At 63.3% G+C, this 20,128-nt stretch carries 17 protein-coding genes; 13 read left to right on the forward strand and 4 right to left on the reverse strand.

The window, feature by feature from the left end; genetic code table 11:
- The first annotated feature begins 187 nt into the window (after positions 1–187).
- The 4 genes from AC1DIJ_RS02985 (at position 188) to AC1DIJ_RS03000 (ending at position 3,916) form a co-directional block, all read left to right on the forward strand.
- Entirely contained in the window at positions 188–1,438 is a 1,251-nt protein-coding gene (locus AC1DIJ_RS02985; protein WP_112388826.1) for an aconitase X catalytic domain-containing protein, read from the forward strand.
- On the forward strand, positions 1,435–1,863 hold the full coding sequence (locus AC1DIJ_RS02990) for an aconitase X swivel domain-containing protein (protein WP_477831172.1): 429 nt from the start codon (positions 1,435–1,437) through the stop codon (positions 1,861–1,863). Before AC1DIJ_RS02985 ends, AC1DIJ_RS02990 begins: the two co-directional genes overlap by 4 nt.
- A gap of 22 nt (positions 1,864–1,885) precedes the next feature.
- Positions 1,886–2,917 carry a hydroxyacid dehydrogenase gene (locus AC1DIJ_RS02995; protein ID WP_112388827.1) on the forward strand — a complete coding sequence of 344 codons (1,032 nt, stop codon included), beginning with the start codon at positions 1,886–1,888 and terminating at the stop codon, positions 2,915–2,917.
- A 93-nt stretch (positions 2,918–3,010) separates the two neighbouring features.
- On the forward strand, positions 3,011–3,916 hold the full coding sequence (locus AC1DIJ_RS03000; RefSeq protein WP_112388828.1) for a DMT family transporter: 906 nt from the start codon (positions 3,011–3,013) through the stop codon (positions 3,914–3,916).
- On the opposite strand, the gene AC1DIJ_RS03005 is transcribed toward AC1DIJ_RS03000, so the two are convergent.
- On the reverse strand, positions 3,913–5,277 hold the full coding sequence (locus AC1DIJ_RS03005) for a M24 family metallopeptidase (RefSeq protein ID WP_112388829.1): 1,365 nt from the start codon (positions 5,275–5,277) through the stop codon (positions 3,913–3,915). The two genes, AC1DIJ_RS03000 and AC1DIJ_RS03005, sit on opposite strands and share 4 nt — an antisense overlap.
- A gap of 260 nt (positions 5,278–5,537) precedes the next feature.
- Between AC1DIJ_RS03005 and AC1DIJ_RS03010 the strand changes: the two genes are divergently transcribed.
- The 9 genes from AC1DIJ_RS03010 (at position 5,538) to AC1DIJ_RS03050 (ending at position 17,618) form a co-directional block, all read left to right on the forward strand.
- A complete protein-coding gene (locus AC1DIJ_RS03010; protein WP_112388830.1) occupies positions 5,538–9,008 on the forward strand; it encodes an indolepyruvate ferredoxin oxidoreductase family protein in 3,471 nt (1,156 codons plus the stop codon).
- An 83-nt stretch (positions 9,009–9,091) separates the two neighbouring features.
- Positions 9,092–10,255: an isovaleryl-CoA dehydrogenase gene (locus tag AC1DIJ_RS03015; protein ID WP_112388831.1), complete on the forward strand. Its 1,164-nt coding sequence runs from the start codon at positions 9,092–9,094 to the stop codon at positions 10,253–10,255.
- Positions 10,252–11,859, forward strand: a complete 1,608-nt coding sequence (locus AC1DIJ_RS03020) for a carboxyl transferase domain-containing protein (RefSeq protein ID WP_112388832.1) — start codon at positions 10,252–10,254, stop codon at positions 11,857–11,859. Before AC1DIJ_RS03015 ends, AC1DIJ_RS03020 begins: the two co-directional genes overlap by 4 nt.
- 7 nt (positions 11,860–11,866) lie before the next feature.
- Positions 11,867–13,846 carry an acetyl-CoA carboxylase biotin carboxylase subunit gene (locus AC1DIJ_RS03025; RefSeq protein ID WP_112388833.1) on the forward strand — a complete coding sequence of 660 codons (1,980 nt, stop codon included), beginning with the start codon at positions 11,867–11,869 and terminating at the stop codon, positions 13,844–13,846.
- Positions 13,843–14,700 (forward strand): hydroxymethylglutaryl-CoA lyase, encoded by an 858-nt coding sequence (locus AC1DIJ_RS03030; RefSeq protein WP_477831173.1) that lies wholly within the window; start codon positions 13,843–13,845, stop codon positions 14,698–14,700. Before AC1DIJ_RS03025 ends, AC1DIJ_RS03030 begins: the two co-directional genes overlap by 4 nt.
- A 2-nt stretch (positions 14,701–14,702) precedes the next feature.
- Positions 14,703–15,482, forward strand: coding sequence for a crotonase/enoyl-CoA hydratase family protein (locus tag AC1DIJ_RS03035; protein ID WP_477831184.1), 780 nt, complete (start codon positions 14,703–14,705; stop codon positions 15,480–15,482).
- A 78-nt stretch (positions 15,483–15,560) separates the two neighbouring features.
- On the forward strand, positions 15,561–15,932 hold the full coding sequence (locus AC1DIJ_RS03040; protein WP_112389052.1) for an antitoxin Xre-like helix-turn-helix domain-containing protein: 372 nt from the start codon (positions 15,561–15,563) through the stop codon (positions 15,930–15,932).
- Positions 15,925–16,443 carry an RES domain-containing protein gene (locus AC1DIJ_RS03045; protein WP_112388836.1) on the forward strand — a complete coding sequence of 173 codons (519 nt, stop codon included), beginning with the start codon at positions 15,925–15,927 and terminating at the stop codon, positions 16,441–16,443. Before AC1DIJ_RS03040 ends, AC1DIJ_RS03045 begins: the two co-directional genes overlap by 8 nt.
- Positions 16,444–16,616: 173 nt before the next feature.
- A complete protein-coding gene (locus tag AC1DIJ_RS03050; protein WP_112389053.1) occupies positions 16,617–17,618 on the forward strand; it encodes a LacI family DNA-binding transcriptional regulator in 1,002 nt (333 codons plus the stop codon).
- A gap of 33 nt (positions 17,619–17,651) precedes the next feature.
- Here AC1DIJ_RS03050 and AC1DIJ_RS03055 read toward each other — a convergent pair whose 3' ends face one another.
- The 3 genes from AC1DIJ_RS03055 to AC1DIJ_RS03065 are packed head-to-tail and all read right to left on the reverse strand — an operon-like array spanning position 17,652 to position 20,127.
- Positions 17,652–18,443 carry a transporter substrate-binding domain-containing protein gene (locus AC1DIJ_RS03055; protein WP_112388837.1) on the reverse strand — a complete coding sequence of 264 codons (792 nt, stop codon included), beginning with the start codon at positions 18,441–18,443 and terminating at the stop codon, positions 17,652–17,654.
- Positions 18,444–18,465: 22 nt separating this feature from the next.
- Positions 18,466–19,383 (reverse strand): glycosylasparaginase, encoded by a 918-nt coding sequence (locus AC1DIJ_RS03060; protein WP_112388838.1) that lies wholly within the window; start codon positions 19,381–19,383, stop codon positions 18,466–18,468.
- A gap of 9 nt (positions 19,384–19,392) precedes the next feature.
- Positions 19,393–20,127 (reverse strand): amino acid ABC transporter ATP-binding protein, encoded by a 735-nt coding sequence (locus AC1DIJ_RS03065; protein ID WP_112388839.1) that lies wholly within the window; start codon positions 20,125–20,127, stop codon positions 19,393–19,395.
- Position 20,128 lies beyond the last annotated feature (1 nt).

Below are 20,128 nucleotides of genomic sequence, written 5' to 3' on the forward strand. Positions count from 1 at the left end.
CCTCCTCGATCTCACCGGCCGGTTTCGTTACGAAACTTTCCGCATACAAAACGAAAAGAAACGAACTGGCAAATGAAATTGTGAAGGTTTTGTGACATAGTGTTTGTGACAGTTTTGTCGAGTGCGCCTTTGGTCGAATTCGCAAGCCATCTTCTCTCCCGCAAGACGACCTGATAGCGTCGCCGCCATGCATTCCTCTCTTCAGCTTTCCCCTGATGACAAAGCCCTCTTCGATGGCCGCCACGGTGAGGCGGCTGCTTTTGCCATGCGGCTTCTCGTCCGTTTCGCCGAGGCTGTCGGCGCCACAAAACTGGTGGACATCGAGGCTGCCCATATCGACGGCTGTCTCTATCTCGGCGAGGTCAGCCTCGATTTCGTCGAGCGCATGGTGTCCTGGGGCGGCCGCGTCCGGGTGCCGACGACGCTGAATGTCGGCTCGGTCGATCTCATCCATCCCGAACTTTTCCGCGGCGACGAGGCGCTTGGTAAGAACGGTGCGCGGTTGATGAGGGCGCATGAGGAGCTCGGCTGCGTCCCGACCTTCACCTGCGCACCCTACCAAACGATCTTCCGGCCGCGCTTCGGCGCGCAGATCGCCTGGGCGGAATCGAATGCGATCGTCTTTGCCAATTCGGTGCTCGGCGCCCGCACCAACCGCTATGGCGATTTTATCGATCTCTGTTGTGCGCTGACGGGACGGGCGCCCTATTATGGACTTCATGTCACCGAAAACCGGCGGGCGACCGTGCTTGTCGATATCGAGGAGTTTGCCGAGGGTGAGCGGGATGCCGGGTCGATCTGTGTCGCTGCCGGTCACGCCATCGGCCGCCGTTGCGGCGATCGCATCCCCGTCATCCGCGGCCTGCCGAAGGAAAGCTCCGAGGATGACCTGAAGGCGCTCGGTGCCGTTGCCGCATCGGCAGGCGCCGTCGCGCTGTTTCACGCCGTCGGGCTGACGCCGGAGGCGCCGACGCTGCAGGCGGCCTGCGGCGGGGTCGAACCGCAGGAGACGCTCCGGCTCAGCCGCACCGATATCCGCGACACCATCCGCAATCTCTCGACCGTGGCGGAAGGGACACCGCTTGCGGCCATCAGCATGGGAACGCCGCATTTCTCGATCGGCGAATTCGAGCGGCTGATGCCGCTGCTCAGCGGTGGGAAGGCTACTGTCGATATCTACATCAACACCAACCGAGAGGTCCTGGCGGAGCTTGAAAATCGCGGCTGGCGCGTAACGCTGGAGGCGGCGGGCGTAACGCTCGTCATCGATACCTGCACCTATGTCACGGCAATCATCCGCGACATGTCGGGTGCGGTGATGACCAACTCGGGCAAGTGGGCCTATTATGCGCCGGGCAATATCGGCGTCGACGTCGCCTTCGGCTCGCTGGCAGAGTGCATGGCCTCGGCGCGCTCAGGCAAGGTGGTGCGGCTGTGACGGCATTTTCCGCGACGACCCTCATGGAAGGCAAGGCCGCGGCCCCAGCCTTCGTGCTCGCCGAGCCGCTCAGCTTCTGGGGCGGCGTGGATTCGGCGACCGGCGAGATCATCGATCAGTGGCATCCGCAAAGCGGCCAGTCGATCACCGGCGTGATCCTCGTCATGGAGGCGGGCAGGGGATCAAGCTCGGGAAGCTCGGTGCTCGCCGAAGCAATCCGGCTGACGACCGCGCCAGCAGGCATCATCCTCCTGAAGCGCGACGCGATCGTGGTGACCGGCGCGATGGTTGCCGAGGCACTGTACGGCATCGGCTGTCCGGTAGCACTCGCCCGGCCGGAGGACTGGGCGCAGATTTCGATAGCCACGCATCTGGCGATCGAGGCCGGTGAGCGCGAGGCACAAATCAGAATTATCCAGCCCTGAGCGGCTGCGGGAGGAGGAAGTGATGACCAAGACCGAAAAGCCCCTGGCGATCAGCGCGCCCGATCCGCGGACGCTCGATCTGATCTTCACCGATGCGGCGCGCCGCGTGCTTCACGACACATACGAGATCGTCGAGGCCGATCCGGACAATATCGCCGGTCTCGGCGACGAGGTTCTCGGCAAGGCGCGCTACATCATCGGCCAGCCGCCGCTGTCGGAGGAAACGCTGGCGCGGATGACGTCGCTGCGCTGTGTGCTCAATGTCGAGAGCAATCTCATCAACAACATGCCCTATGACGTGCTCTTCCAGCGCGGCATTCATGTGGTGACGACGGGCCAGGTCTTCGCCGAGCCGGTGGCCGAAATCGGTCTCGGCTTCGCCCTGTCGCTCGCCCGCGGCATCGTCGATGCCGATGTCGCCTTTCGCGACGGCAACGAGCTCTGGGGCGGCGAGGGCAATGCCAGCGCCCGGCTGATCGCCGGATCGGAGATCGGCATCGTCGGCTTCGGCGATCTCGGCAAGGCGCTGCGCCGAGTGCTGTCGGGCTTCCGCGCCAAGGTGCGGGTCTTCGATCCCTGGCAGCCGAAGTCGATCCTCGAGGAAAACAATGTCGAGGCCGCAAGCCTGGAGGATGTGCTGACGAAGAGCGACTTCGTCTTCGTCGTTGCCGCCGTCACCAGCGAGAACAAGGGCTTTCTCGGAGCCGAGGCCTTCGCCAGCATGCGCAAGGGAGCGGCCTTCATCCTGCTCAGCCGCGCCGATGTTGTCGATTTCGATGCGCTGATGGCCGCTGTTGCCTCAGGCCATATCGTGGCGGCAAGCGATGTCTATCCGGAAGAGCCGCTGCCATCCGATCATCCGGTGCGCAAGCTCAAGGGCTTTATCCGCTCGGCCCACCGCGCCGGAGCGCTCGACAGCGCCTTCAAGAAGATGGGCGACATGGTGCTCGAGGACATGGACCTGATGGACCGCGGCCTGCCGCCGATGCGCTGCAAGCGGGCCGAACGGGAAACGGTTTCACGCATGCGGTCGAAGGGCGTGAAGATCAACTGATCAAATCTTCGCGGAAGGCTATTCCTCGCATTGTCAACGGTGCCCGGTCTTGCTAGGCCGTGGCACCCCAACGCATTCCCATCGCAGGCTTCCATGTTCTCCAGATCGACCGATGAGGCGCCTTCCCCGCTGGTGGGAATTGCCCTTGCCTGCATCGGCTATTCGCTGTTTGCCATCCAGGACGCCGTCGTCAAGTGGCTGGTCGCCGACTATGCCGTGCCGCAGATCCTGTTCATCCGCAGCGTGATGATCGTCGGCTTCTCGGCCTTCTTCATCCACCGCAACCGGCATCCGTCGATCCTGAAAAGCCAGCACAGAAGTTCCGTTCTGCTGCGCGCCGTTCTGATGCTCGGCGCCTGGCTTGCCTATTATTCCGCGGCCCGCCATCTCGGGCTCGCCGAAATCACCACGATGTATTTCTCGGCACCCGTTATCACCGTCGTGCTGTCGATCTTCATCCTGCGCGAAAATGTCGGGCCGATCCGCTGGCTGGCCTGCATCGGCGGCTTCATCGGCGTCGTTCTGGCCGCCAATCCAGTTGAAGCGCCGAGCCTCATTCCCGCCGGCATGGTGTTTTTCGCCGGCTTCTGCTGGGCTTGGAGCACCATTCTCGTGCGCCTCGTCAGCCGTACGGAAAGTACCGTCAACCAGATGCTGGCAACAGGCGTTCTGTTCGTCATCGTCTGCGGCGCCGCACTGCCCTTCGTCTGGAAAACCCCGGATGCTTTCGGCTGGGCACTGATGATCGGCCTCGGCTGCATCAGCGCGGCCGGTCAGTACATCCTTTACGAAGGCTTCCGCTATGCGCCGGCCTCTACACTGGCGCCGATCGAATATAGCGGCCTGATCTGGGCTTTCCTCTATGGTTACCTGATCTGGGCCGAAATCCCGACGTTGAATGTCGTTGCCGGGGCCCTGCTGATCGTCGGCTCCAGCCTGGTGCTGATCTGGTGGGAGCGGCGCCTCGTGATCATCTCGCGGCGCCGCCTGACGGCTTAATCGCGAACCAGCACATGCCCTGACTTCAGCCAGAATGGCGGGAGATAGAGCGGCGTCGATGACAGCGGCAGGATGCTGTCCTTGACCGCGACACCCAGCTTGTCCGCCATGAAGCTACGGCGCGCGGCGATGCGCGCATGCATGGCCGGATAGCGCTGCCTGATCTCCTCCCTCAGTGCTTCGTCGGCGAAGGCAACGGCATCTTCGCTGTTCAGCGCCCAACCAGCTGGCATCGGCACGGGAATGACATCCACCTGGAACGGCATGCCGGAGCGAAGCCGATCCGTGGAGCCCGGCTGCACCGGCGAATGCAGCCATTCCTCGTGGCTGCCGAGATGGCCGGGGTTGAGCGCAGAGTTAAGCCCCGCCGACTTCAGCTTGCCGGTCACCGCCTCGAAGAGCGCGCCGCCGGTGACACCGATATCCGATGTTTCGTACCAGGTCATCAGCGCCTCGAAATAGGCTTTCGCCGGCTTCAGGAAGTCGTGGTCGTGGTCAGCAAGCAATCCGGCGCGCGATGACAGTGCACCCCAGTAGCCGAGCGCCGTGGTGACGCCGTCGCCGCGCTTCAGCTTTCGCGCCGTCGGGCTGCGCAGGCCGATGATGTGTTCGCCCTTGCTGACTGAGGCAAACATCGTGTGGACGTTGAGCGGATCGCCTTCATAGCCGAGCCGTCCGAGCGCCTCGAATTCCGTATCGCCTTCGCGCACGCCTGAAATGACCCTCCAGAGCGCCGTCGAGCAGCGCGCAGCCGCCCACTCGAAAACCGCGAGCTGATCGACATCGACAACGGAACGCAAGCCGTCCTGCGGATGCATCAGCACTTCGGTTCGATCGACGAGCTTGCCGCCACTGCCGATGGCGCGGCTCAGGATCTTCACGATGAAGTCAGGCACGAAGAAGCTTTGTGCGTAATCGTCATCTTCCTCGGCAGAAAGATATTTCCAGCCCACCAGTCCAATGCTGTCTCCAGGCGTGATACCGGCATCCTTGAGACGGTCGGCAAAGCGCGGGTTCTCAGAGCGGTCCTGACCCATCAGGCTGAAGCTCTGCGCGCGCAACACTTCGATGCCGGGCAGCCGGGCGAGCGCCGTATAGCTCTCGGATTCGTTGCCGGTGATGATGACGCGCTTGCCGCCTTTGCCGAGCATCAACAGCGCCTCCTCGAAACGCGGCTCGAATCCGGAGAGGAACATGATGTTTCCGAAATGCTCCCGGTCGGCATAGACGACGAGCCAGTCCGTCCCGGCATTCTTCAGCGCTGCTTCGGCGCGCGCTGCATAGGTGGCGGCGGGAATCTGCGGCTGTTCGCCGAGCGGACCGAAATCCGGAAGGGCGACGGGGGCGAGCGAAATGGTCATGTTTTCCTCCGATGCGCCCGCTCCAAACCGGGCTCGACGGATATGGCGAGATGGCGGCCGCAAGGTCAATCGGCAAAGGCCACCCATTGCAAAAATGTCGTGATGGCACATTCTAATTTTCGAATGATGCGCAACCGCGCCATTCTTGGCCCGGAAATTCCGCAACCGCAGTGCTACTATCGCGTTACATGCCAAGGGAGCGGAAGAGGAGCCCTCCCAAGGTGTCATGGTTCACCACTGCGATCTCGGGAGGAGAGCAGATGCTGGCGACGAGTGTATCGCTCGACGATAAATATACGGCCGACGAAGGCAGGGTCTTCATGTCCGGACTGCAGGCGCTGGTTCGCCTGCCGATGACCCAGATGCGGCGCGACCATGCCGCCGGGTTGAACACCGCTGCCTTCATATCAGGCTATCGCGGCTCGCCGCTCGGTGGCTATGACCAGCAGCTGATGAAGGCGCAGCGCTATCTTGACCAGCACCAGGTCACCTTTCAGCCAGGGATCAACGAGGATCTTGCCGCCACCGCCGTCTGGGGCAGCCAGCAGGCCGGTCTTTCGCCGGGAGCCAACAAGGACGGTGTTCTCGGTATCTGGTACGGCAAGGGCCCGGGCGTCGACCGCTCCGGCGACGTGTTGAAACATGCGAATGCGGCGGGCACTTCCGAGCATGGCGGCGTCCTCTGTTTTGCCGGCGACGACCACGCGGCGAAGTCTTCCACCGTGCCGCACCAGACCGACCATGATTTCATGTCGGCGGTCATTCCGGTTCTCTATCCGTCCTCGATCCACGAATTCATTGAATACGGCCTGCTCGGCATTGCCATGTCGCGCTATTCCGGCTGCTGGGTCGGCATGAAATTCATCGCCGATACCGTCGAGACGACCGCCGCTGTCGATCTCTCGGGCGAAAAGCGGCAATTCGTGATCCCCAGTGATTTCGAGCTGCCGCCGGGTGGGCTCAACATCCGCTGGCCGGACCCGCCGCTGATCCAGGACGACCGGTTGCAGACCTACAAGGCCTATGCGGCGATCGCCTTCGCCCGCGCCAACCGGGTGGATGAGATTACCCATGATGCGCCGCATGCCCGCTTCGGCATCATCTCCTCGGGCAAGGCCTATGAGGACGTGCTGCAGGCGCTGCGGGAACTGGAGCTCGGCCGTGCCGAGATGGAAGCGATCGGCATCCGTATCCTGAAGATCCGCATGCCCTGGCCGCTGGAACCGGAGGCCGTACGGCATTTCTCCGAGGGTCTGGACGAGGTGCTCGTCATCGAAGAGCGCCGCGAGATCATCGAGAACCAGATCAAGCAGCAGCTCTTCAACTGGCGCTCCGACGTGCGCCCGCGCATCGTCGGCAAGTTCGACGAGCATGACAAACCCTATCTCAGCCTCTCGGCGGCGCTGACGGTGGGTGCCGTTGCGCGTGCCATCGCCGAGCGCATCCTGAAACTCGATATGGACCCGGCGCTGCACCGGAGGATTTCCGACAAGCTTGCCTATCTCTCCGAGCGCGGCCAGATCAGCCGCAGCCATGTGCCGCCGCTGCAGCGCACGCCTTTCTTCTGTTCCGGCTGTCCGCACAATACCTCGACGCGGGTGCCGGAAGGCAGCCGCGCCACGGCCGGTATCGGCTGCCATTACATGGTCACCTGGATGGACCGGAATACCGAGACCTTCACGCAGATGGGCGGCGAAGGCGTGCCGTGGACGGCGATCTCGCGCTACACCGACGAGAAGCACATGTTCGTCAATCTCGGTGACGGCACCTATTTCCACTCCGGTATTCTGGCGGTGCGCCAGTCGGTCGCCGCCAAGGTCAACGTTACGTACAAGCTGCTCTATAACGATGCCGTTGCCATGACCGGCGGCCAGCAGATCGACGGCTACATGACGCCGCAGCTGATGACCAAGCAGCTCTACAATGAAGGCGTCTCGCCGATCTATCTGCTCTCGGACAATCCGGATGCCTATGTGGCGCCCGAGCTTGCGCCCGGCGTCACCGTCCTGCACCGCGATCATCTCGATCCCGTCATGCTGAAACTACGCGAAACGCCGGGTTGTTCGGCGATCGTCTACGTACAGACCTGTGCTGCCGAAAAGCGCCGGCGCCGCAGCCGCGGCCTGATGGAAGACCCGGCCAAGCGCGTCTTCATCAACGAAGCGGTTTGCGAAGGCTGCGGCGATTGCTCGGTGCAATCCAACTGCATCTCGGTCGAGCCGCTGGAAACCGAGTTCGGCCGCAAGCGGCAGATCAACCAGTCGACCTGCAACAAGGACTTCTCCTGCGTGAAGGGTTTCTGTCCGTCCTTCATCACTGTGAAGGGCGGCGAGCGCAAGAAGCGCAAGGCGGTCGAGCCCGTCGATGCCGACATCCCGATGCCCGTCATCCCGGAGATCGGTGACCGCCCCTGGAATATCGCCATCGCCGGCGTCGGCGGTACCGGCATTCTGACGATCGGCGCCGTGCTCGGCATGGCTGCCCATCTCGACGGCAAGGTGCCGATGATCCTCGATATGGCCGGTCTTGCCCAGAAGGGCGGCGCGGTGATGAGCTATCTGCGCATCGGCCGCGAGCAGAAGGACGTGACCTCGCCGCGCATCGTCAACGGCGGTGCCGATCTGCTGCTGGCAGCCGATGACGTGGTCGGCGCCTCGAAGGATGCGATCACGCTCTGCAAGAGCGAGCGCACGACGGCCATCGTCAATACCGGGCTGATGCCGGTTGCCGATTTCGTCCGCAACCGTGACTTCGATTTCAAGACCGGCTCGGTGATGCACACGATCGCCAAGACAGTCAGCGACCGCTCGGTCTTCCTCGACTTCAGCCATGCGGCGACCGCGTTGACCGGCAATGGCATCAACACCAATATCCTGCTCACCGGCTTTGCCTGGCAATCGGGCCTTGTGCCGCTCTCGCTTGAATCGATCGAAAAGGCGATCGAACTCAACGGTGTTGCCGTCAAGGCAAGCCGCGCCTCGTTCAACTGGGGACGCTTTCTCGCTCACGATCCGGACGCCGTGCGCGCTGCGATGGGCGAGAAGGAGGAGCGCAAGACGCTGGCCGATATGTCCCTTGCCGAGGTCGTTGCCCATCGCAAGGCGCATCTCGCCGCCTATCAGGACGAGCGCCTTGCCACCCGCTTCGGCGCCTTCGTCGAGCGCGCCAAGGGCGCGGCCGCAAAGGCTGGCCTTTCGGACAAGATACCGTTTGCTACCGCCGTCACTTATGCGCGGGTGCTCGCATACAAGGATGAGTATGAGGTGGCGCGGCTGCTGACCGATCCTGCCTTCGAGGCGAAGATGCGCGAGGAAATGGAGGGCGATTTCCGCCTGGTCTTCAATCTCGCGCCACCGGTTCTCACTGGCAAGGACCCGAACGGCCGCCCGAAGAAGCGGGAGTTCGGCGCCTGGATCCTGCCGCTGCTGCGCGGTCTCGCACGCTTCAAGAGATTGCGCGGCACGGCGCTCGATCCCTTCGGCTATCTGCATGAGCGCAAGCAGGAGCGCCGGCTGATTTCGGACTACGAGGCGGTGGCGACCCGTGTCTTTGCAAGGCTCGACGCCGGCAATGAAGCGGAAGCGCTTGCCATTCTGACGCTGTTCGATGAGATTCGCGGCTACGGGCTGGTCAAGGAGGCGGCCACCCGCACGATCATGGAGCAGATCGACAAGCGCTTGAAGGCTTACGAGACGACGGGCGAGCCGGCACGCATGCCGGACGCCGCATAGTTGGTGGCGACGAGCAATTCCAGCAAAGGTGCCAAGCGGTTTTGCGTCCGGAATTGCGGAATGGGTCCAAGGGAGAAGGCCGGATGTATTTAGGTGGCTTGAGCTTTGCGCTCGGCGAGGAAATCGAAGCGCTGCGCGACGCCGTCAGGCGCTTCGCCAGCGAACGGATCGCGCCGCTCGCCGACGAGACCGACCGCAACAATGCTTTTCCGATGCCGCTCTGGCGTGAGTTCGGCGATATGGGCCTTCTCGGCATCACTGCCGCTGAGGAATATGGCGGCGCCGGTCTCGGCTATCTCGCCCACTGCGTGGCGATGGAGGAAATCAGCCGTGCCTCGGCCTCGGTGGCGCTGAGCTACGGCGCTCATTCCAATCTCTGCGTCAACCAGATCAACCGCAATGGCAATGCTGGCCAGAAGCAGCGCTACCTGCCGAAGTTGATTTCTGGCGAGCATGTCGGCGCGCTGGCGATGTCCGAGCCTAGTGCCGGTTCTGACGTCGTCTCGATGAAGCTCAGGGCCGAGAAGCGCGGTGACCGCTACGTGCTGAACGGCAGCAAGATGTGGATCACCAACGGCCCGGATGCCGATGTGCTCGTCGTCTATGCCAAGACCGATCAGGAAGCCGGCCCGCGCGGCATCACCGCCTTCCTGATCGAGAAGAGCTTCAAGGGCTTTTCAACCGGCCAGAAGCTCGACAAGCTCGGCATGCGCGGCTCCAACACGTCCGAGCTGATCTTTGCCGATTGCGAAGTGCCTGAGGAAAACGTGCTCGGCACGGTCGGCGGCGGCGTGAAGGTGCTGATGTCGGGTCTGGACTACGAGCGCGTCGTGCTCTCCGCCGGCCCGCTCGGCATCATGGCTGCCTGCATGGATATCGTCGTTCCCTACCTGCACGAGCGCAAACAGTTCGGCCAGGCGATCGGCGAGTTCCAGCTGATGCAGGGCAAACTCGCCGACATGTATGTGACGATGAACACTGCGCGAGCTTATGTCTATGCCGTCGCCACCGCCTGCGATCGCGGCGAGACCACCCGCAAGGACGCCGCCGGCTGCATCCTCTACGCCGCCGAAAAGGCAACCACCATGGCGCTCGAGGCCATCCAGGCGCTCGGCGGCAACGGCTATACCAACGACTACGCTGCCGGCCGCCTGCTCAGGGACGCCAAGCTCTACGAGATCGGCGCAGGCACCTCCGAAATCCGCCGCATGCTGATCGGCCGCGAACTGTTTGCGGAGACGGCATGACCGTACTCAAATCCGAAATCTCCACCAATTCCGAAGCCTTCAAGGCCAATCGCACGGCGATGCAGGAAGCCAGCAAGCTCGTCGACGAAGCCGTTCGTGTTGCCGCCAATGGCGGCGGGCAGGTGGCGCGGGAGCGGCATGTCGGGCGCGGCAAGATGTTGCCGCGCGATCGGGTCATGGGGCTGATCGATCCGGCGACGCCGTTTCTTGAGGTCGCGGCCACGGCGGCGCATGGGATGTATGACGGCGATGCGCCAGCGGCGGGATTGATCACGGGAATCGGCCGGGTGATGGGCCGCGAATGCATGATTGTCTGCAACGATGCGACGGTCAAAGGCGGTACCTATTATCCGATGACGGTGAAGAAGCACCTGCGGGCGCAGGAAATCGCCGCGGAGAACAACCTGCCCTGCATCTATCTCGTCGACTCGGGCGGCGCCAACCTGCCGAACCAGGACGAGGTCTTTCCGGACCGGGACCATTTCGGCCGTATCTTCTTCAATCAGGCGAACATGTCGGCGGCCGGCATTCCGCAGATCGCCGTCGTCATGGGCTCGTGTACGGCCGGTGGCGCCTATGTGCCGGCCATGTCCGACGAGACTGTCATCGTCGAGGGGCAGGGGACGATCTTTCTGGCTGGTCCGCCGCTGGTGAAGGCTGCGACCGGCGAGATCGTCACGGCCGAGGATCTCGGCGGCGGCGATGTCCATACGCGGCTGTCGGGCGTTGCCGATCATCTGGCGCGCGACGATGCCCATGCGCTGGCGCTTGCCCGCCGCAGCGTTGCGGCGCTCAACCGTCCCAAGCGGACGGCGATCGAGCTACAGATCCCGGAGCCGCCGCTCTACGATCCCTCGGAGATCGCCGGGATCGTCCCGGCCGATCTGCGCACGCCCTATGACATCAGAGAGGTCATCGCCCGCATCGTCGATGGCTCGCGTTTCGACGAGTTCAAGGCGCGCTATGGCGCCACACTTGTCTGCGGCTTTGCCCATATCCACGGGATGCCCGTCGGCATCATCGCCAATAACGGCGTGCTGTTTTCGGAATCGGCGCTGAAGGGCGCACATTTCGTCGAGCTCTGCTCGCAGCGGAAGATCCCGCTGGTCTTCCTGCAGAATATCACCGGATTCATGGTCGGCCGGAAATACGAGACGGAAGGCATCGCCAAGCACGGCGCCAAGCTGGTGACGGCGGTGGCGACCACAAATGTGCCGAAAATCACCATGCTGATCGGCGGCTCATTCGGTGCCGGAAATTACGGCATGGCCGGCCGCGCCTTCTCTCCGCGTTTCCTCTGGACCTGGCCGAACAGCCGCATCTCCGTCATGGGCGGCGAACAGGCGGCGGGCGTTCTGGCGACCGTGCGCGGCGAGGCGCTGACGCGCGCTGGCAAGCCATGGAGCGCAGAAGAGGAAGCAGCCTTCAAGCAGCCGGTGCTCGACCGTTTTGAAAGCCAGAGCCACCCGCTCTATGCCTCGGCGCGGCTTTGGGACGACGGGATCGTCGATCCCACAAAGAGCCGTGATGTGCTCGGGCTTTCGCTATCGGCGGCGCTGAATGCCCCGATCGAAGACACGCGCTTCGGCCTGTTCAGGATGTGAGGCTGCCATGTTCGACAAGATACTGATCGCAAACCGGGGTGAGATCGCCTGCCGTATCATCCGCACGGCAAGGCGCTTGGGCGTTCGCACGGTTGCGGTCTATTCCGACGCCGATACCGGCGCACTTCACGCGGAAATGGCCGACGAGGCCTATCGCATCGGCGGCGCGGCGGCGCATGAGAGCTATCTGTCAATCGAGCGCGTCATTGCGGCGGCGACCCGCTCCGGGGCTCAGGCGATCCATCCGGGCTATGGGTTTCTCTCAGAGAATGCGGAATTCGCCGAAGCTGTCGAAGCAGCCGGCATGGTATTCATCGGTCCGCAGCCTTCCGCCATCCGTGCCATGGGCCTCAAGGACGCAGCCAAACGGCTGATGGAGCAGTCCGGCGTTCCTGTCGTGCCGGGTTATCACGGTGACAATCAGGATCCTGATTTCCTGGCGGCAAGGGCGGCCGAAATCGGCTTTCCGGTGCTGATCAAGGCGCGGGCGGGCGGCGGCGGCAAGGGCATGCGCCGCGTCGAGCAGGCGCAGGATTTTTCCGCCTCGCTGGAAGCGGCGCGGCGCGAGGCGGCGGCTGCATTCGGCGACGACGCCGTGCTGATCGAGAAATATCTCCTGCGGCCGCGCCATATCGAAATGCAGGTCTTCGGCGACCGCCATGGCAATGTGGTGCATCTCTTCGAGCGCGACTGCTCGCTGCAGCGCCGCCACCAGAAGGTCATCGAGGAAGCGCCGGCCCCCGGGATGACGGCGGAGATGCGCCGGGCGATGGGCGAGGCCGCGGTCCGTGCCGCCAAGGCGATCGATTACCGCGGCGCCGGAACGGTGGAGTTCATTGCCGACGTTACCGACGGTCTTTGGCCGGATCGCTTCTTCTTCATGGAAATGAACACTCGTCTGCAGGTGGAGCATCCGGTGACCGAGGCGATCTCGGGCGTCGATCTTGTTGAGTGGCAGTTGAGGGTGGCGGCGGGCGAGCCGCTGCCGAAGAAGCAGGCCGAGCTTGGCATCAACGGCTGGGCCTTCGAGGCCCGCATCTATGCGGAGGACGCAGCGAAAGGCTTCCTGCCCGCGACCGGCAAGATCGAGCGCCTTCAATTTCCCGAAAGCGGAGCCAGGATCGACGCAGGCATCAGGGCCGGAGACCGGATTTCGGCGCATTACGATCCGCTGATCGCAAAGCTGATCGTTCATGGAGACAATCGCCAGGCTGCGCTGTCCGGTCTGCGGGGCGCGCTTGAGGCATCGCGGATCGAGGGAACCGTCAGCAATCTGGCGTTTCTCGCCAATCTGACGCGCCAGGAGGATTTTGTCGGCGGTCATCCCGATACCGGCCTGATCGAAAGGAACCTCGACAGCCTGACAGCGGTTCCGGCGCCAAGCGGATCGGCGATCGCGCTTGCGGCGGTTCTGTCACTCAACATGCCGCGCGGCGGACGCGATCCTTGGGAGACACTTGGCCACTGGCAGCTCTGGAGCGAGATGCAGCGCATCGTCAGCCTGCAACATGGAGGTGAAACGCTGAGCCTTCGGGTTATCGCCCGCGGCTTCGACATGTTTGCGGCCCATAACGGCCAGCGCGTCGTCCCGGTCAGGATCGTCAGCCGCGACAATGGGCGCATTCATGCCGAAGCCGATGGACGCCAGGTTCTCGTCGAAGCCCGGCACCATGGACGGCAGCTTTCGCTCCGGCTTGATGGCGCGACCCACGTTTTCGAACTGCCCGATCCGCTTGAGACCGCAGCCTCCGAGATCGCCGGCGGCGACCGGCTGGTGGCGCCGATGCCCGGATTCATCAAGCTGGTCCGTATTGCCGAAGGCGCGTCCGTTGCCAAGGGACAGCCGCTGATCGTCATGGAGGCGATGAAGATGGAGCTGACGCTGACTGCCGCCCGCGATGGCGTGGTGGAAAGTGTCGCGGTCAGCGAGGGACATCAGGTTTCCGAGGGTGCGGTGCTGGTCAGCCTGAAGGCGCTCGGGGAATGAGGCCGCGCCGCGTCTCGATCGTCGAAATGTCGCCGCGCGACGGTCTGCAGAACGAGGCGCGCTTCGTCGAGACCAGCGATAAGGTCGCGCTCGTCGATTTGCTCTCAGGCTGCGGTTTCGAGCGTATCGAGGTGACGAGTTTCGTCAGCCCGAAATGGGTGCCGCAGCTTGCCGATGCTTCCGATGTGATGGCACGCATCACCCGCCGCCCCGGCATCCGCTACGCGGCGCTGACACCGAATATGAAGGGCTTCGAAGCGGCTCTGGTAGCAAAAGYCGATGAGATCGCGATCTTCGCATCGGCCTCCGAGAGCTTTTCGCAGCGGAATATCAACTGTTCGATCGCCGAAAGCATCGAGCGTTTCAGGCCAGTCGCGGAAGCGAGCCGGGAGCACGGCATTCCCATGCGCGGCTATGTCAGCTGCGTCGTCGAATGCCCGTACGAGGGCATTGTCGAGCCTGTGGCGGCGGCCGAGGTGGCGCGCCAGCTCCGCGACCTTGGCTGCTTCGAGATCAGCCTCGGTGACACGATCGGCCGGGGGCGGCCTGAGGCGGTCGACCGCATGCTGGCGGAGGTGCTGGAGGAGGTCCCGGCGGATCGTCTGGCTGGGCATTTCCACGATACGGCGGGCCGCGCGCTGGACAATATCGATGTGGCGTTGGAACGGGGGATCGCGGTGTTCGATGCATCGGCCGGCGGTCTCGGCGGCTGCCCTTATGCGCCGGGCGCCAAGGGCAACGTCGATACGCTTGATGTCGCCCGCCATCTCCAAGCGAAGGGAATAGAGACGGGGCTGCTTCTGGACCGGCTTGCCGAGGCTGCGAGCCTCGCCAGAAGCCTGAGGAGTGAATGACGATGCCTGAAACGCTGAAAGTCGCCATCGAGAATGGCATCGCGCGCCTGACGCTGGCGCGGGGCGAAAAGCACAATGCACTGTCGTCCGCCATGATGGACGAATTGATCGCGGCTTCGAGGGAGATCGGAGCCGATCCGGCGGTGCGCGTCGTCGTGCTTGCTGCGGAGGGCAAGAGCTTTTGCGCCGGTGGTGATCTTGGCTGGATGCAGCAACAGTTTGCCGCTTCACGGGCTCAGCGTATGGAGGAAGCCCGCCGCCTGGCAACGATGTATCGCACGCTGAGCGACCTGCCGAAGCCGGTGATCGCCCGTGTGCATGGCAACAGCTTCGGTGGCGGGGTGGGGCTGCTGGCTGTCTGCGATCTTGCCGTCGCTGCCGATACCGCGCGTTTCGGCCTGCCCGAAGTGCGGCTCGGCATCATTCCGGCGACCATCAGTCCGTTCGTCGTTGCGCGCATCGGCGCGGCTGCTGCGCGCCCGCTGTTTCTTTCCGGCAAGCCGATCGATGCCGGGGAGGCGCGGGCTATCGGTCTCGTCGATCGCATCGTTCCGGTCGAGGAGCTGGACCGCACCATCGAGGTGGAGGTCAGCCATTTCCTGCAGGCCTCGCCCGAAGCGGCGGCACGCGCCAAGGCGCTGGCAAAGTCGCTGGCACCGCCGATCACCGATGCTTCGCTCGAAAGCGTGATCGGCCAGCTTGCCGATGCTTGGGAGACTGCGCAAGCGCGCGAAGGCATTGCGGCCTTCTTCGAAAAGCGCAATCCGCCCTGGCGGGCATGATATGCTTTGCGCTTGAATTGGTCGAAAGCTGAGCCTATTTTGATAAGCGGTTGATCAATTTACGCCAAGGTGACGATGATGGCAGCTCTGAGCTTCGATGTTGCAGCCGCGCGTTACGGCGACGGCCAGTCTGCATTTCTTTCCGCGCGCCGCGTTGCCGATCAGCTCGGCGTGACGCTTGCCGAACTTGCCCGGCTGATCGGTGTTGCCCGCAACACGCTGACGGCGAAATCGAGTGCCCGGAAGGTCGATGGCGCGCTCAGCAATGTCGTGCGCATCCTCTCCATGGCAAGCGAGATGGCGGGTGACGACAATCGCGCCGTGATCTGGTTCAAGCACCAGCCGATCCCGGGCTGGGCCGGCAAGACCGCCTTCGATCTCGTTGGTGAAGGCAAGCCGGACAAGGTGCTTGCTTATCTGGAAGCTGTCCGGTCTGGCGTCTATGCCTGAAGGCCCTGAGGCCGGCACGCTTGAGCTCTGGCGGGCCTTCGTGCCGCGTTGGGCGTTTGCGCCACTCTCGGGTGAAGGGGCAGCGCGCTTCGGCGGCCGCTGGAACCTGGTGGGTGAGGCAACCATCTATGCGGCCTGCGAACTTTCGACGGCTTGGGCCGAATATAATCAGGGCTTCGTCCAGCATCCGGCCGTCATCGCCAAGCTTGAACTGACAGGCGCACGGCTTGCTGACACGACCAATGCCGCATTTCTCGAAGCACATGCGGAAACGATCGCAATCCACCGCTGCGAGTGGCAGCTGGAACTCGATGCCGGGCGCGTTCCCGCAACGCACCAGTTGCGGGAACGGCTGATCGCGGCAGGCTTCGATGGGGTGCTCTATCCTTCCTTCATGTCGCCGGGCGGCCGCTGCGTGGCGCTCTGGCGTTGGAATACACCCGGCGCGCCGAAGCTTAGCGCCGTCGATCCCGAAGGGCGCGTGCCGAAAACCGCTGCGTCCTGGCTCTAGCGCTTCCGGCGTTCCAGGCAGGCATTTCGCCGCCTAAGGAACTGACCCATTTGGGCCAGATTGCGAAGCGCGGCGCAATCTGGCAGTTTGGGCTGAAAATGGCTGGTATTTCGCATGGCCAGGACGGCAAGCTTGCGGTATCAGGCCGGAAGAAGGTGGGGAAGCAACTGACGATGAAAGCACCGACCGGCCGTGATGCCGCTCCGACGATTGCCGATGTTGCGCGGCTGGCCGGCGTTTCCCGCGCTGTCGCAAGCCGGGCCCTTTCGACCGAGCCGCGGCCGGTGTCCGCCGACAAGCGCGAGCGCGTCATCGATGCGGCCAATGCTCTCGGCTACAAGCCGAACCTCTTGGCCCAGAGCCTGACCACCAAGACGGTCAATCTCGTCGCCGTCGTCGTCAACCACATTCACGATCTCTCCGACCTCGACCTGTTCGACCGGCTGATCGATCAGATACAGGCGATCGGCAAACAGGTCATCCTGGTGCGCATCGGTTCGGTCGCGCGCGTCGAGGAGTTCCTCAGAAACGGCGTCGCCTATCATGTCGATGCCGGGCTGGTGTTTTCGGACTTCGCCGATGCGACGACCGTGCGGCGGATGTTCCGCTCCGATCTGGTGGTCATGCTGAACGGGCTGCATGACGAGCTCTCGCCCGTTGTGATGCCCGACGAGGCCGTCGGTATTTTCGAGGCGGTCGCGGATGCCGCCAGCAAGCGGGTGCGCACGGCGGGGCTGGTCACCGGCCGCGCCTCTTCGCCGGTCGAGCATGCGCGTATCGGTCTCTATCGCAAGGCTTTTGAGCAGCACCGGATCGAATTGAAACGCACGGTTCAGGGTGACTATTCCTATGCCAGCGGACATGCCGCTGCGGCTGTGCTCGCCGGTGACGATTGTCCCGATGCGATCTTCTGCACATCGGATGCGATGGCGATGGGCATTCTCGATGTTTGCCGTTCGGATTTTCCGGGCAACCGGCCGCCGCGTTTCCGGCTCTATGGCTTCGACAACCTGTCGCTGACCGATTTCGAGGCCTATCCGATCTCGTCGATCGGCTACGACAAGTCGGATTACGTCCGGCATATCGTCGATTTCATCGCCAATCCGGAGGCGTTCAAGCCGGGACAGCCGCCGATCATGGTGCCGACGCGCTTCGTGCTGCGTGCCACCTCCTAAAGAAAAGGCCGCCCGGAGGCGGCCTTTATTGTCTTACCACTGCGGGTTAAGAGCCGGCGGGTTGGCTTCAGCGCCCCACCACTTCTTGTAGTTTGCCTCATAGGCGCCCGACTGGATGTAATCGGACACGAACATGTCGAGCCAGCGGACGAATTCCGGGTCGCCCTTGGCGACGGCCATGCCGATCGGGTCGTTGGAATAGAGACCGGCAAGCGTCACCAGCGTCGGGTTCTTGGTCGCGAGATAGTCGAGCAGCGAGGAGTCCTCGATAGCGGCATCGACGCGCTTCTGCTGCAGCTGCAGCACGCCGTCAGGCGCGAACTGATCGACATAGACGAGTTCCGCATCCGGAACGGCGGTCTTCAGGAAGGTTTCGCCCGTCGTGCCGCGGCCGACGACGATCTTCTTGCCGGCGAGATCTTTCAGATCCTTGATGCCCGCATCCTTCTGCACGATGATGCGCAGACCGGCACGGTTATAGGGGATCGAGAAATTCACGACCTTGGCGCGCTCGAGCGTCGCAGAGGTATTTGCGATCGCCACGTCGATCTGGCCGGAGACCAGCATTGAGATACGGGCGTCACCCGAAACGTCGGTGAATTCGACCGGCACGCCGATCTTTTCAGCCAGGCGCTTGGCGACATCGACGTCATAGCCGACGGGATTGTTCTGGTCGTCGCGGAAGCCAATCGGCTCGCCGCCGAGCGACACGCCGATCCGGATCGTGCCGCGCGAGCGGATGTCATCGAGCATGCCGGCGAAGGACGGCAGAGCCGAGCCTGCGACGACGGCGATCGCAGCGATCGCGGTGAGAAAGCGTTTCATTGTTCCATTCCCTCTTCGTTGATTATGCCTGTTTCGCTGCCCGCAATTCCGGTTCGGACATCGAATCCTCCCAGAGCCAGTAGCTGATCTCGCCCTCGCATCTGAAATTCACAACCTCATGATTTCCTTTTGCGTCAACTGCGTGAATGACGACACCTGCAAGGAAACCCGTATCCAGTTCGTTAAGCTCCTCGACGGCGAGCTTGATCGCGTCGGAGAGCGAATAGCCGAGCTTCATGGCGAGCACGATGGTGCGCGAGGTCGAGCAGCGCATGGTCATTTCGCCGGTATGGGTGCAGGCGGCCGCGCCGTAGCGGCTGTCGGCGTAGAAGCCGGCGCCGGGGATCGGCGAGTCGCCGAGGCGGCCCGGATATTTCCAGGCCCAGCCTGAAGTCGAGGTCGCAGCATGAATGCCGCGAGCGGGATCCGCCGAGAGGAACACGGTCGTGTCGCGCACGCGCTCGGGATCGGTGATCGCCTTGCTGAGCGGCGCCAGCGGAATGTTCGGGAATTTCGCCAGCTCTTCGGCCGGCAGTTCCTTTTCCAGCCGCTCCCACCAGACGCGCTTGCTGTCTTCGAACAGCACGTCGTCCTCGGGGAAACCGATTTCACTGGCAAAGCGGCGCGCGCCATTGCCTGTCAGCATCACATGCGGCAGGCGCTTCATGACCTCATGGGCGAGTTTCGCGACCGGCAGCGTATTGGGTACGGCGCCCACAGCGCCGACGTCACGGGTGGTACCGTCCATCACGGCGGCGTCCAGTTCCATGTCGCCGAGCATGTTCGGCCAGCCGCCGAAACCGACGCTGCGGACTTTCACTTCGCTTTCGACCTTGCCGATGCCGGCAACCATGGCGTCGAGGCTGTTGGCTCCGCTGCGCAGCATGTCGACCGTATGGGCAAAACCCGGCCAGGCTTCTTTATTGGCGATGAGCAGCATGAAAAACCTCTAATCTTTACGCATTTTGGAAAGGAACTGGGCAACGCGGGGCTGCGCCATGCCGCCATCGGCGGCGAAAAACTGTTCGGTCGGCAGGTCGACAAGCAGCTTGCCCTTGTCGAGAAAGACGATCCGGTCGGAAATCTGCCGGGCGAACTCGATCTCGTGGGTGACGAAGAGCATGGTCGTGCCCTCTTCGGCGAGCTTGGCGAGGATCGCCAGCACTTCGGCGGTCATTTCAGGGTCTAGCGCGCTCGTCACTTCGTCGAGCAGCAGATAGCGCGGCTGCATGGCAAGCGCCCGGCAGATGCCGACACGCTGCCGCTGGCCGCCGGAAAGCTGCGCCGGATAGGCATCGGCGCGATCGGCGAGGCCGACTGAGGCCAACAGAGCGCGGGCGGTCGCCTCGGCTTCGGCCCGCGGCTTCTTCAGCACCTCGATCGGTGCCAGGGTGATGTTTCCGAGCACCGTCATGTGCGGGTAGAGATTGAACAGCTGGAAGACCGTTGCCGAGCGCTTGCGCGCCTCGGCCAGTTCCTTGGGCTTGCCGGTGTCGAATTCGTCGACGAGGATCCGGCCGCCATTCAGCTTTTCCAGGCCGTTGATGCAGCGGATCAGCGTCGATTTTCCGGAACCTGACGATCCCAAGATCGAGACGACCTCGCCGGGATTGATTGTCAGGTCGATGCCGTCAAGGACGGTGGTCGAGCCGAACGCCTTCTTGACGTTTTCTACTTTGAGCATG

This window comes from Rhizobium sp. 10N427, from assembly GCF_056394605.1.